This is a genomic window from Microbacterium sp. KNMS (assembly GCF_053851835.1).
Window position 1 is genome coordinate 11,323 of sequence record NZ_JBSQBP010000008.1, and the last position, 13,655, is coordinate 24,977.

Consider the following 13,655-nt stretch of genomic DNA (forward strand, 5'->3'; position numbering starts at 1 on the left):
CGCGAACGACAACCGAAAGGCACCAGCAATGCTCTTCTCGTCCACCACGAACTCGACGCTCTGGGACGTGTGGCTGTACCACGAGAACGGGATCCACCACCTGTTCTACCTTGCGAACTCCCGCCCCGATCGTCCGTGGGACGGAATCGGCCTGGCGACCTCCACGGACGGAGTGCACTTCGCCGATCACGGGATGATCATCACCAAAGCCCCCGACGCGGAGTACCTCGGCGCCGGACACACCTGGAAAGCCGGCGACAAGTACGTCTTCAACTTCTCCGAGAGCAGGAACGGCCGGCTGGAGATCTTCTTCGCCGAATCGGACGACCTCCTGCACTGGCGGCGCATCCCGGCAGAACGTTCTGTGTCACAGGCGAGCACCGAATGGTACGCCGACGAGACGGAGATCTCCCAGCAACGCTGGGACAACATCTGGGTGAACCCGGATGCCAGCGGAGACGGCTTCTTCGGATACGTGACCGCCGTCGCCAAGGACGGCCCGGCCGGCCTGCGCGGAACCTGCGCGTCGGTCACGTCCCCCGACGGCATCGTCTTCACCACGGGCGCCCCGGTCATCGAACCCGGAACCTGGCCGGACCGGCTGGAGATCGGCGGCACCACCCGCGTGGGAGAGCAGTACTTCATGTTCGCCGCGCTCGCGGAGATCCCGCTCGGGCTCGACTGGGCCAAGCATCACTCCCAGGCAGTGGGGGGTGTCTATGTCCTGCGGGCCGACGCCCAGGAGGGCCCGTTCGAACTCGACCCGAACCAGCCCCCCGTGCTCGTGTCGTCAATGGGACACCACACCTACTTCGCGCGCTTCTACCCCTGCGGCGAGGAACTGCTGGTCGCCCACCACTCGTTGGAGTCGCGCCGGTTCATCGCGACGGTCATGCCGAAGATGGGAACCTGGATGGCGCCGCTGAAGAAAGCGGAGATCACGGACGGCATCCTCTCGCTGCACTGGTGGACCGGGAACGACGCGATGCTCGGGCGTGACCTGCCCCGCACCGTGGACCTGGTCGAAGCCCGACTCGCACAATCTCTGACGGTCGGCTCCGACGGCTCGGTGACCGTCGAAGCGCCGCTGTACGCTCACGCCATGATGCCGTTCCGGTATGACTTCGCCCAGGGCGCGTGCATCGAAGCGACTCTGCGGGGCACCGCATATGACGAGCGTCCCGTGGCGGCGGGGATCATCCTCGAGGGGGATCAGTCCTGGCATGGGACAGTCCTGACCCTGGACGCTGCCGGACGCTTCGAGATCGGCCGCACGAACGGGTACTCGTTCTGGGACGAGGACGGCGTCAGCACGACACCGCTGCGCGCCGACGGGAGCCAATTCCGGGTGCTGGTGCGCGGCACCTTCGTCGAGGTCTACATCGATGACGTGCTCACCCAGTGCTTCGCGCTCGACGATGTGCCCCGGGGCCGGCTGGGATTCGTCGCAGCCGCAGGAACCGTGACCGTGTCGGATATCCGTGTGCGAGAGCTGAGCCTGTGACACGCGATGTGAGCCCCTGGCCGAGTAGGCTTCACCCGAAGGCGTCCGCGCGACGCACGCACGGGAAGGACACCATGCCCACGTCGCTCGCGGATGTCGCCCGAATCTCCGGGGTGTCCACCGCGACGGTGTCCCATGTCATCAACGGCACCCGGTATGTCCGCCCCGAGACGGTGGAGAAGGTGCGCAACGCGATCGCGAACACCGGATACCGTCCCAACCCGTACGCGCGGGCATTGCGGACGGCGACATCGGAGTCGATCGGCTTCGTCGCCTCCGATGTGTCGAACTCGTACTCGACCGCGGTGATGCGAGGCATCGCCAGCGCACTGCGCAGCCGCGGATACACGCTGCTCGTCGCCGACGCCGACGAGAACCCGACGCTCGAGCACGAAGCGATCGACGCGCTCGTGGAGAGAAAGGTCGACGGGCTGATCGTCGCCCCGACCACATCGACGGATCCGGTCTCGTTCGAGCAGATCGAACAGATCGGCGTGCCCGTCGTCCTCGTCGACCGGGCGGTCCCCCTCGAACTGGACCAGGTGCTCGTGGAAAACGTCGGCTCCGTGGCCGACGTCGTCGGGCAGATGCTCGACGCCGGCCATCGACGCGTCGCCGTGGTCGGAGGTCGCGCCGGTCACAGCAGCACCGTCGAACGGTTGCAGGGATGGAGGAAGGCGCACACGGAACGCGGTCTCGCCTGCGACGAATCCCTCGCCGTATTGGACGTCTTCGACGCAGGGCAGGCGCGTCAGGCCACCACGCGGCTATTTGACCGGCCGGACCGGCCGACAGCGATCTTCTCCCTGTCGAACGTGATGAGTCTCGGCATCCTACGGGCGCTGTCCGATCTCCACCTCGTCGTTCCCAGCGACGTCTCGTTCGCGGCATTCGACGACATCGAGTGGGTCGACCTTCTCGATCATCCCGTGACCTGCCTCGCCCAGCCGACCGAGCAGATCGGTTCCACCGCCGTCGAACTGGTACTGACACGCATCGCCAACCCCGACGTCGACCACCGGGTGGTGCGCCTGGCACCGTCGCTGTGCGACCGCGGATCGATCGCGGAGCCGCCACGATGACTGCACCTGCCACCGACCTCCGACAGGCGGCACTCGCCGACCCGCTCCGGCCCGCGTTCCACTTCACCTCCCCAGCCGGGTGGCTGAACGACCCGAACGGCGTCGCGCAACACGACGGCGTGTTCCACCTCTTCTATCAGTACAACCCGTTGGCTGCAGAGCATCATCGCATCCGCTGGGGGCATGCGATCAGCACGGACCTGGTGCGCTGGCACGACCGACCGATCGCTCTGTCTCCCAGCGATGGCGGTCCCGATGCCGACGGATGCTGGTCGGGAGTGCTCGTCGACGACAACGGAACCCCCACCATCGTGTACTCCGGCAACTCCGCCGCGACGCCGACGCAGACCGCCTGCGTGGCGCGCTCCGACACATCGCTGGATCGGTGGCAGAAAGAACCGGGCAACCCGGTGATCGCCGCCCCGCCCGCAGGATACAACGTCACCGGATTCAGGGATCACTGCGTATGGCGTGAGAACGGGGCGTGGCGCCAGCTCATCGGCAGCGGTCTGCGCGGCCGAGGCGGGTGCGCATTCCTCTACGAGTCCGACGACCTCATCCGCTGGCGCGAGCTCGGCCCGCTCATCATCGGCGACGCCTCCGCACTTCCCGAGAACGACGACGCCTGGCCCGGCACGATGTGGGAATGCGTGGACTTCTTCCGCTTCACACCCGACGGCACCTCCGCACCACCCGACGCCAGAACGCACGACCCGCATCTGCTGATCTTCTCGGCATGGCACGAGGACGTCACCCGTCACTCCCTGATCGTCCGCGGCACCTACCGTGACGACCGGTTCGACGCGCACGCGTACCAGCGCCTCGACCTCGGCGGCCGGCACGCCTACGCACCCCAGACGTTCGCCGATGAATCCGGCCGACGGGTGCTGTGGTCCTGGATGCAAGAAGCCCGCCCCGCGCAGGCACAGCACGCCGCCGGGTGGTCGGGCGCCATGGCCATCCCGCGGCGGCTCTGGCTCGACGACACGCTCACCGTGCGCCAGGAGCCGGTCGCGGAACTCGCCATGCTGCGCGAAGCACCACTAGCGTTCGAACCGCACGGCGCAGGGTTCGCCGCGTCATCCGTGCAAGCCGAAGCAGAGCTCTCGGTGGACCTACCGGACGCCGGTGCCGTGCAGATCGACGTGTTCGCCACCGACGACGAGGCCGAACAAACAGTCATCACCCTGCGGCGTTCCCCGTCCACCATCGAGGTGAGCGTCGACCGGTCGCGATCGTCCCTGGACGACAACGTCGACGCCTCCCCGCACCGGGGCAAGGTACCCGGAGCCGGCGCGACCATCGACGTCCGCATCCTCCTCGACCACTCCTCACTCGAAGTGTTCGTCGACGGCATTGCGCTGACAACGCGGGTCTACCCGACTCGCGCTGACGCGACGGGCATCCGCGTCGAGCCCAGTCATGGCGCCACCGTGCGCGACGTGAAGGGGTGGCATCTCGCCCGTGCTGAAGCGCGCGATCGGACACCCTGAGCCAGGTGCTGAGAGTCACGCGGCGTCGAGACACCATGATCTTCGCCATCGCGCGAGATCGGGTACATGAGAACCATGACCGACACGCCCTTGGTAAGACAGGTAACCCTGCGCACCGCCGGCGATGTGATGGCGAACGTGCAAGTGGAGACCCTCGCGCGTGATCAGGTCCGCGCGCTCCTCGCGAAGGCGATCGAGGAAGATCGGACACGGCGCGCGGGGCGCTTCGAGGATCTCCACGCCTACCGGCACACCATAGAGTCGAGGATTTTCTACACCGTCGTCCAGATCGACACGACCGGTGACGACCAGGATCAAGCACGCATCTACGTGAACGACGGGTACATCTTCGATGGTGACCCGATCACCGCCGCTGACGAGATGCGACAGCTCGTCCAGCAGTACGACAACGACGAGCCCCAGGGCCGGCCGTACGGGGCCTGCGAGTGGATGGCGGAAGGGCATCCGTGGGTACATCGGTGAGGGTGATCGCGACGGTGGATGATCATGCCCGCCCTTTCCCCGACGCTCGGTCTTCAACGTCTCGAGACGAGTCGGTGGCACCTTCACCACCTCGACTCCGGAGCCGGAAGCGGTGACCGCACCCACGCCGCAACTCACGGAGAACGACGCGGAGATAGCCCGGCTGAGACTGCAGGTGGAAGGTCTTGCGATGGAGCTCACCGCCGCGCGCCAGCAGATCGAAGGACTCAGCAAAGAGCTGAGCACGGCCCGGCAGCTCGCGTCGAAGACCCGAAAGCAGCAGCGCACCGCGGATATCCCGATGAGGCTTGGCCGCTACTTCATCGACACGTGCGAGGTCATGCACTACCGAATCACGACGACGTGGGCAGAGCAGGTCCCCGCCGAGCAGAAGGTCGAGCTTCCCCTCGCGCCGTTCACCTTCTCGGGGAGCTTCGCGGCATCCGTCGAAGAGGTCGCGGGTGCAGATCCTGCGTTGCGTGACAAGATCGCGCGGGCCTGCGTGCGAGTGCTGACCCGGCAAGATCGAGACGCCCACCGGCTAGGTCCGGAGCGCGAGGACGGCGCCTCCGCGTGGCGCTCGTACGTCGAGCAGAAGGCCGCATCTGCGCGGCGCCTTCACTACTGGGCGATGCCCGGCGGGGCAATCGAACTGGCCCGCGTGGTCCTCCACGACGACTACCGAATCTGAGCGCAGACAGCCCCGGAAGGTCGTCCGTTTTGTGTCCGGAAATCCGCTTTGTGTCCGTGTATCTACCCGTAGGAACTCGTAGCAACAGCGCGTCGGTGCCATAGAATCAGGGGCATCAGGTGGAAACAGGACCTTGCGCCATTAACGTGAGGTCGCGGGTTCAAGCCCCGCTCCTGCTACAGATCAAGCCCCCGCTTCGGCGGGGGCTTCGTCGTGTCTGGGTGCCCGTCGCGTCGCGAGCGTCGTCCTCTCCGGAGCCTTCGTCGTGCCAGCCCGTCGTCGCCGGAGCCTTCATCATGCCGGGGCCTCCTCGCCGGAGCCTCGTGCCCCGCGGCCTGGCCTGACCTGCCTCGCTCCGGCGACCGACCGGGATCCATGTCTCGCTTCGCGCGGGAATGGCGGGCGGATGGCCGCGGCGAGTGAGACATGCGAGGCCCGAACGGCAGCGCCCCGGGACGCGGGTCGTTCCCGGGGCGCTGCGTGCGCCGCGCGCGGATGGCGTCAGGCGCGATCGGATGGCGTCAGCCGCGGCTCCAGCGCTGCGTCGCGCTCGATGCGTCGCAGCTCGCGAGAGCGAGCGACCACTCCGTCGCGGAGGTCGCGACGCACAGCGCCGGGTCCGCGAGGCTCGCGATCGTGCCGTCGGCGCGGAACTCCCACTGCTGCGTCGCGGCACCGGTGCAGTCCTCGATCGTGAGGCCGCTGCCGGCAGCGGGTGATCCCGCGACGTCGACGCACATGTCCCCGTAGACCGTGAGCGCGCCATCCGCGGTCGTGTTGAACGACTGGTTCGCGCCGCCGTTGCAGTTCCACAGCCCGAGCACGGTCCCCGGGGTCGTCGAGGCGCCGGGCACGTCGACGCAGACGCCGTGCTGCTCGCTCACGATCGGCTCGCCGGGAGGGGCGGGCGGCAGTTCATTGAGCTGCTCCTCCTTGAGGAGGCCCCAGCCCCACTGCAGCTGGGCGAGCCCCGACGCGTTCGTCACCTCGAGGTCGCCGTCGCCGACGAGCTCGGTGAGCGTGTACGAGTCGTTCGTGCGCAGGCCCGGCCAGTACACGACGCCCATTCCCTGGTCACGGGTCACCTCGGTGAGCGCGCCGAGATACGACGTCGACACGTCGCCCTCGTGGTTCCCGTAGTTCAGCCCCGTCGTCATCGGCGAGCCGGCCTCGCTCACGAGCGTCCGCCATCCGTACTCCCCGATGCGGGGCAGGAGGTTCTGCTTCCACTCCGCTTCGGTCGTGTGGTTCGCCCAGAACCCATAGAAGTGCAGGGACAGCAGCGTTCCGTCGAGCTCCTCGGCCGCGCCGACACCGGTGACGTCGTCGTTGTAGCCCGTTCCCGAGACGACCACACGCGAGCGGGGCACGTCGGAGTGCTGCGCGAGCCAGTCGACGTTCAGGTCGACCCACTCGTCGAGCGAGTAGCCGAACGGCTCGTTCATGACCTCGAAGTACACGTGCGGGTTGCGCTCGTAGGCGTCGACGACGGTGTCCCACATGGCGTCGAAGGCGGCGGGGTCATCGGCTCGTCCGTCCTTCGCGTTGTCCGCCTCCCAGTAGCTGAGGATGACGTCGAAGCCGTGCCGCGTGGCGGCGTCGATCGCGCCGCGGTACGAGTCCCACCACTCGGTGCCGACGCTCGACGGGTTGATCGGCAGGCGGACGGTGTTCGCACGCAGCTCGTGCCGGAACTCCGCCACGATGTCCGACGCCTTCTCGTAGGTGGTGCGGTAGTCGTCGGCCGTGCTGAGGCCGGATGGGACGACCTCGTCGTCCGCGTAGTTGTCGCGCGGATCGGCCCAGTTCACGCCGCGGAACTCGCTCGTTCCCTTCGGCCCGCTCGTCGGGGCGGCGGTCGCGCTGGCGGCGACCCCGCCGGTCAGCAGCAGCCCGGCGGCCACTGCGATCCCGAGTGCTCTCTTCATCGATCGGTACTCCATTCCGGCGCTGCGTCGCGCCATGGGTGGGAGCGGATGGCGCGCAATGATTGCGCAAACATCCGCGCGGCCAGCGTACCGGAGGGCGGGCTGTCTGTCTGTGGGTAGGAGGGTGCCCGGGGAGAAGTGCGCCCGCGTCAGCCGCCTGCGCGGCGTCCGCGATGCACGCGCTCGATCGTCTCTCCCGCGGCGACAACGATGAGCACGGCTGCCACCGCGACCGTGATCACGATGGCGCTCGCGAAGAGGCCCGCGATCCCGACCCCGATCATCGCGATCGCCCCCGCGAACTGGGCCCGTGGCATCCGCCCTTCGATCAGCGCGCGGAAGACGACCGTCCCCACGAGGAAGAGGAACGGGCCGGTCGTGATCGTGAGCGCGCTGACGACGCCGTGCTCGTGCGGGTGGGAGAGCGCCTGCTTGTCTCCGACGGAGAGCATCACGATGCCGCCGACGATGAGCAGGTGCACCCACGTGTAGATGATGCGCGCGAGGCGGCCGGGGGAGTCCGAGCTCTCGATCGCCTCGGCTCCCACCCGCTCGCCGTGATCGAAGTAGATCCACCAGGCGGCCGCGGCCGTGACGAACGCGCACGCCATCGCGACCACGCCCTCCGCCGACGACTCCTTCGCGACGAAGCCGAACCCCGCGACGAGGAGCCCCTCTCCGATGGCGATGAGCACGAAGAGCGAGGTGCGCTCGGCGATGTGCGCGCCGGACAGATCCCAGCGCTCGAGGGAGACCTCGCCGAGGCCGGGCACGCGGAAGCCGAGCACCGTTCCGAGGAGCTCGAGACCGAGAGCGGCGATCCACAGCGGCAGCTGCGCGGGCAGGGGGAGCAGTGCGCCCACGACCCAGAGGGCCGAGCCCGCCGTCGTCCAGATGAGGATGCACGTGAAGTCGTGCGCGATCCGCCGGTCATGCCGCAGGGTCGCCCAGACGATGAACGCCGTGCGCCCCAGCTGCAGCGCGACATACGCGAGCGCGAAGGTCCACGCGCGGTCTCCGAACGACTCCTTCGTCGCCACGGCCATGAGCAGCGCGAGGAAGGCGAGGGCGATCACCGCGACGCGCACGGGGAGCTTCGCGGGATCGAGCGTGTTCGTCACCCACGTCGTCGAGACCCAGGTCCACCACGCGGCGCAGAGCAGGATGGCACCCTCGAGCGCTCCGAGGAGCGTGCGGTGATCGAAGAGGTAGGTCGAGAGCTGGGTGAGCGCGAACACGAACGCGAGATCGAAGAACAGCTCGACGTGCGTCACGCGGTCGGCGCCGCTCGAGCGCAGCACGTCGCGCGGGAGGCCGAGCCGGGCGATCCCGGCGGCGGAGCGCTGCGCGTGCATGACGACAGCATCCCGCATGAGCGACGGCGTCGCGATGCCTCGTCCGGGAAGCTCAGTCCCCGCGGGGCGGGGCGGTCGATCCGCGCACGATGAGCTGGGAATCGAGGCTCGCGAGCTCGCGGGTCGTGCCGCCCGACATGGCCTCGAGGAGGACCTCGACCGCGAGCGAGCCGCAGCGACCGATCGCGAGACGCACTGTCGTGAGCCCCGGCTGCCGAGCGGACGCCATCTCGATGTCGTCCACGCCGACGATGCTGAGGTCGCCCGGGCAGCTCTTGCCGAGCGCGGCGATCCCCGCGTCGATCCCGAGCGCGATGAGGTCGTTGTAGGCGATCACGGCCGTCGCGCCGCTGGCGAGTGCGGGCGCGGCTGCCGCGCGACCGCCCTGGATCGAGGCCGACTGGTGGTTCAGACGCGTGAGACGCACGCCCTGGCGCTCGCAGGCCCGGGCGATCGCGTCGCCGCGACGGATGTCGGCCCAGGACAGACGCGGTCCCGCCGCGTACGCGATGTGACGGTGGCCCAGTGCCGCCAGGTGCTCGACGGCCTGCCGAGGGCCGTTCTCGGTGTCCATGACGACCGACGGCACGCCGTCGATGACGCGGTTGACGACCACCGCGGGCGTGTCGCCGACGAGCTCGCGGATGTCGTCATCCGGAAGGCGGGGGGAGCACAGCAGGATGCCGTTCAGCCGGCGGGCGCGCTCGATCTGCTCCCGCTCGCGGTGCACGTCCTCGTCCGTGTCGAACAGCACGACACGGTGGCGCCCGTGCCACGCCTGCGCGTGGATCCCCTTGAGAAGGGTCGCGTAGACGGGACTCGCGACGTCGGGCACGAGGACGCCGAACGCCTTCTCGCCGCCGTTCGCATTCGCGTTCGCGTAGCCGAGCTCGGCGGCAGCGGCGAGCACGCGCTCGAGCGTCGCGCGCGCCAGCCGGTCGGGCTCGCCGAACGCGCGCGATGCCGTCGCGAGAGACACGCCGGCGGCGCGAGCGACATCGGTCAGTGTGGCGGTCACGGGGGCCCTTCTTCGGAGAGTGCCTCTCCATGATGGCCCATGAAACGTGGATGAAAGCAGTTGACAAGTTTGTACAAACCCTGCAGGATGGCTCTCATGTCGATCGAAGAGGATCTCGCCGTCCCCCGGCGCCGCAGGAGCGCGGCATGACCGCCGTCGGACCCCGCTTCGGACGCGGGGGGTCGCGGATGGTGCGGCCCGCGGGCGTGCTCCATCTCGGGCTGGGCAACTTCCACCGCGCCCACCAGGCCGTCTACACCGCGGCGGCGATCGCCGCGGAGGGCGGCGACTGGGGCGTCGTCGGGGTCGCCTCCCGCTCGCGGTCGATCGTCGATGCCATGCGCGCGCAGGATCTCCGGTACACGGTCGCGGAGATCTCGCCGCAGGGGATGTCGCTCAGCACACCGGACGTCCACACCGACGTCTTCGTCGGGGCGGAGGAGCCCGAGCGCGTCGTCTCGCACATCGCCGACCCGGCCATGCGCGTCGTCACGCTCACCGTCACCGAGAACGGGTACAGCTACTCGCCCTCCACGGGGCACCTCGATCTCGACGGCCCCGCGATCTCGGCAGACCTCCGCGGCGACCTGCCGCGAACGACCATCGGACAGCTGGCACGCGGCCTGCAGCAACGGGCGATCGACGGCACGCCCCTCACCGTGCTCAGCTGCGACAACCTCGCGTCGAACGGAGCGCACACCGAGCGTCTCGTCCGCGAGTTCCTGACGGCGATCCCCGCGCGGGAGGGCGCGGAGGCGCTCGCCTTCCTCGACCGCGCGGTCGCGTTCCCCTCGAGCATGGTCGACCGGATCGTCCCGGCGACCACGGACGCGCTGAGGCACGAGGTCGCCGCGCGCCTGGGCGCGTGGGATGAGGTCCCGGTCCCGGCCGAGCCGTTCACGATGTGGGCCATCGAGGACAGGTTCGCCGCCGGCCGACCCGCGTGGGAGGCGGGAGGCGCCGTGTTCACCGACGAAGTCGGCCGATACGAGGACCTCAAGGTCCGGCTCCTCAACGGCACGCACTCGCTCATCGCCTACCTCGGCGCCCTGCGCGGGATCGACACGATCTCGGAGGCGATCGCCGACGCCGAGATCGAGGCCGCAGCGCGGGCCGTCCTCCGCGAGGAGTACGAGCCGTCGATCGTCGCCCCGACCGGAGTCGACCTCGTCGCCTACGAGGAGCAGCTCTTCGAGCGCTGGGGCAACAGCGCGCTCGGCCACCGGACCGCCCAGGTCGGCACGGACGGCTCGGTCAAGCTCCGCCAGCGCATCCCCGCCCCGGCCGTGCTCGCCCTGGAGAGCGGGGCGGTTCCCCATCTGATCGCGCTCACCGTCGCCGGCTACCTCGCCTGCCTCACGCCGCTGCCGCATTTCGATCCCGGACCGCAGGCTCGCGCCATGAAGGATGCCGCGCGCGAGCGGCTCGCGGAGGTCGCGGCCGGTGCCCGCGACGTGCGGGAGGTGGCGCGTCGCGCCATCGGCGAGCTGCACCTGTTCGGCGGGGAGCTCGCCGAGCAGGACGCGTTCATCGCGCGCGTGGGTGAACTCCTGCAGGCGATCACCGAGCACGGCGTGGACGCCGCCATCCGAGACGCGGTCTCCGCGTCCGCGCAGATCAAGGAGAAGAGCCGATGAAGCGACTGGCGATCCGCGCCCGCGAGGACATCCGCTGGGAGGAGGCGGATGTGCCGCAGCCCGGCGCCGGGCAGGTCCGGCTCCGCGTCCGGTACGTGGGCATCTGCGGATCCGACCTCCATTACTACTTCCACGGGGCGAACGGCGAGTACGCGATCCGGCAGCCCCTGACACCGGGGCATGAGCTGTCGGCCGAGGTCGATCTCGATCCGGAGGGCCGGCTCGCCGCGGGGACGCCGGTTACGGTTCACCCTGCGCGGTTCGGGCCGGATGCCCCGGGCCTCGAGGAGCGCCCGCACCTGCGCCCCGGCGGCGACTACCTCGGCAGCGCTGCCACCATGCCGCATCGGCAGGGCGGGGCCGCGGAGTACCTCGTCGTCGAGCAGCACATGGTCCGGCCGCTTCCGGACGGCGTGCCCCTCGAGCGCGGCGCGCTCGCCGAGCCGCTTGCCGTCGCGCTCCACGCCGTCCGGATCGCCGGCGACCTCGCGGGCAAGCGCGTCCTCGTGACCGGCGCGGGGCCGATCGGCCTCCTCGTCGTGGCGGCGGCAGTGCGCGCCGGCGCCGAGGCGGTCGCGGCCGGCGACCTCCGCGAGGAGCCGCTCGCGCGCGCCGAGGCGCTCGGCGCACGTGAGCTGCTCCTCGTGGGCCGTGACGTCGTCGCAGACGAGTCGTTCGACGTGGTGTTCGAGTGCTCGGGCGCGCCCGTCTCGCTCAGCCAGGCGATGCGGGCCGCGAAGCGCGCGGGCACCGTCGTCCAGGTCGGGATGCTGCCCGATGCGCTCATCGAGGTGAACCTCGCTCCCGCCCTGGCGAAGGAGCTCACCCTGCGCGGCGCGTTCCGGTTCTCCGACGAGATCGACGAGGCGATCGAGATGCTCGCTGCAGACGATCGACTCGACGCCGTGATCACGCACGTCGTCCCCGCGGCGGACGCCGTCTCCGCCTTCGCGACCGCTCGCGATTCATCCGCCTCTGCGAAGGTCCTGCTGTCGCTCTGACGCGACGGCGCATCCCACCCGAAGCCACCCCCGACATCCGTCCGACCAAACGGTGCAAAGGAGTACCCGAATGTCAGATGCACAGCGCATGACCGACGTCCACGATCCCGCAGCGAAGCGATCGATCCGCGACCTCGTGCGAGCCGCCATCTCCGGCTGGCTCGGCACGGCGCTGGAGTTCATGGACTACCAGCTCTACTCGCTCGCGGCGGCCCTCGTCTTCGCCGACCTGTTCTTCTCGGACGAGGACCCCGCGATGGCCGTCGTCGCCGCGATGGCCACCTACGGCGTCGGCTATGTCGCCCGCCCCGTCGGCGCCTTCTTCTTCGCGCGTCTGGGCGACAAGACCGGGCGGACGAAGGTCCTCTTCTACACGATCCTGCTGATGGGCCTCGCGACCACGCTCATCGGCGTGCTGCCCACGTACTCGCAGGTCGGCATCCTCGCGCCCATCCTTCTCGTCGTGCTCCGCATCGCGCAGGGCTTCGGCGCGGGCGCCGAGATCTCCGGAGCCGGCGTCATGCTCGCGGAGTACGCGCCGGCGAAGCGCCGCGGCATCATCGCGTCGCTCGTCGCGCTCGGCACGAACTGCGGCACGCTGCTCGCGTCGGCGATCTGGGCCGTGCTGCTCGTCGCGTTCAACGAGCAGCAGGTCATCGAATGGGCGTGGCGCATCCCCTTCATCGGCAGCGTCGTGATCATGCTCTTCGCCGTCTGGGTGCGCTTCAACCTCAAGGAGAGCCCGGTCTTCGAGGAGCGCGAGGACGTCGTCGACGGACAGGCGCTGTCGAAGCAGGAGACGATCAAGCTCGCGACCGAGACCGGCGACATCCGCACGCTCGAGGCGATGAACCGCAAGCCGATCAAGGCGTTCGTCATCGCCCTGCTCCTGCGCTTCGGCCAGGCCGGCAACTCCGGCATGATCCAGACCTACCTGATCAGCTACATCACGGTCGTGCTCCTGCTCGACCGCTCCATCGGCGTGAACGCCGTCATCGTGTCGTCGCTCGTCGCCTTCGTCACCGTGCCGCTCTCGGGCTGGCTCGGCGACCGCTTCGGCCGCAAGCGCATGTACATGGTGTGGGCCGTCGTCGCGCTCATCGTCATCGTCCCGACGATGCTCATGATCAGCAGCAAGGACACCGCGCTCGTGTTCATCGGGTACGTCGTGCTGCACAACCTCGCCGTGATGAGCTTCGCGTCGCTCGAGAACCTCACGCTGCCCGAGATCTTCGGCGCCCGCAATCGCTACACGTACACGGCGATGGCGCGCGAGATCGCGGCGATCGCCGCGACCGGAGCGGGCCCCGTGATCGCGGCGGCGTGGGTCTCCGCCGCGACCGGATCGTTCATCCCGATCATCGTGATGCTCGTCTTCTTCACGCTCTGCGCCCTCATCGCGTCGATCTGGATGCCCGAGGTCGCCGGTCGCGACCTCACTGATCCGCGCGACGCGATCTGAC

Annotated in this window: 11 protein-coding genes; 8 read left to right on the forward strand and 3 right to left on the reverse strand. The window is 69.2% G+C overall.

What is annotated here, in order from left to right; all coding sequences use genetic code 11:
• Window positions 1-28 precede the first annotated feature (28 nt).
• The 5 genes from ACWXWW_RS06610 to ACWXWW_RS06630 all read left to right on the forward strand — a co-directional run bounded on the left by ACWXWW_RS06610 (window position 29) and on the right by ACWXWW_RS06630 (window position 5,253).
• Window positions 29-1,504: a hypothetical protein gene (locus ACWXWW_RS06610; RefSeq protein ID WP_455969388.1), complete on the forward strand. Its 1,476-nt coding sequence runs from the start codon at window positions 29-31 to the stop codon at window positions 1,502-1,504.
• Window positions 1,505-1,578: 74 nt separating this feature from the next.
• Window positions 1,579-2,586 carry a LacI family DNA-binding transcriptional regulator gene (locus tag ACWXWW_RS06615; protein WP_455969389.1) on the forward strand — a complete coding sequence of 336 codons (1,008 nt, stop codon included), beginning with the start codon at window positions 1,579-1,581 and terminating at the stop codon, window positions 2,584-2,586.
• Window positions 2,583-4,079 (forward strand): glycoside hydrolase family 32 protein, encoded by a 1,497-nt coding sequence (locus ACWXWW_RS06620; protein ID WP_455969390.1) that lies wholly within the window; start codon window positions 2,583-2,585, stop codon window positions 4,077-4,079. Before ACWXWW_RS06615 ends, ACWXWW_RS06620 begins: the two co-directional genes overlap by 4 nt.
• A gap of 75 nt (window positions 4,080-4,154) precedes the next feature.
• A complete protein-coding gene (locus ACWXWW_RS06625) occupies window positions 4,155-4,562 on the forward strand; it encodes a hypothetical protein (protein WP_243230204.1) in 408 nt (135 codons plus the stop codon).
• A 112-nt stretch (window positions 4,563-4,674) separates the two neighbouring features.
• A complete protein-coding gene (locus ACWXWW_RS06630) occupies window positions 4,675-5,253 on the forward strand; it encodes a hypothetical protein (RefSeq protein WP_455969391.1) in 579 nt (192 codons plus the stop codon).
• A gap of 521 nt (window positions 5,254-5,774) precedes the next feature.
• Here ACWXWW_RS06630 and ACWXWW_RS06635 read toward each other — a convergent pair.
• From ACWXWW_RS06635 to ACWXWW_RS06645, 3 genes are all read right to left on the reverse strand, one after another.
• Window positions 5,775-7,181: a ricin-type beta-trefoil lectin domain protein gene (locus ACWXWW_RS06635; protein ID WP_455969392.1), complete on the reverse strand. Its 1,407-nt coding sequence runs from the start codon at window positions 7,179-7,181 to the stop codon at window positions 5,775-5,777.
• A 149-nt stretch (window positions 7,182-7,330) separates the two neighbouring features.
• Window positions 7,331-8,536: a low temperature requirement protein A gene (locus tag ACWXWW_RS06640; protein ID WP_455969393.1), complete on the reverse strand. Its 1,206-nt coding sequence runs from the start codon at window positions 8,534-8,536 to the stop codon at window positions 7,331-7,333.
• A 52-nt stretch (window positions 8,537-8,588) separates the two neighbouring features.
• Window positions 8,589-9,554, reverse strand: a complete 966-nt coding sequence (locus ACWXWW_RS06645) for a LacI family DNA-binding transcriptional regulator (RefSeq protein WP_455969394.1) — start codon at window positions 9,552-9,554, stop codon at window positions 8,589-8,591.
• Window positions 9,555-9,700: 146 nt separating this feature from the next.
• On the opposite strand from ACWXWW_RS06645, the gene ACWXWW_RS06650 reads away from it, so the two are divergent.
• From ACWXWW_RS06650 to ACWXWW_RS06660, 3 genes are all read left to right on the forward strand, one after another.
• A complete protein-coding gene (locus ACWXWW_RS06650) occupies window positions 9,701-11,191 on the forward strand; it encodes a mannitol dehydrogenase family protein (RefSeq protein ID WP_455969395.1) in 1,491 nt (496 codons plus the stop codon).
• Window positions 11,188-12,192, forward strand: coding sequence for an L-idonate 5-dehydrogenase (locus ACWXWW_RS06655; protein ID WP_455969396.1), 1,005 nt, complete (start codon window positions 11,188-11,190; stop codon window positions 12,190-12,192). The genes ACWXWW_RS06650 and ACWXWW_RS06655 overlap by 4 nt, the downstream gene beginning before the upstream one ends.
• A gap of 70 nt (window positions 12,193-12,262) precedes the next feature.
• On the forward strand, window positions 12,263-13,654 hold the full coding sequence (locus ACWXWW_RS06660) for an MFS transporter (RefSeq protein ID WP_455969397.1): 1,392 nt from the start codon (window positions 12,263-12,265) through the stop codon (window positions 13,652-13,654).
• Window position 13,655: the final 1 nt, after the last annotated feature.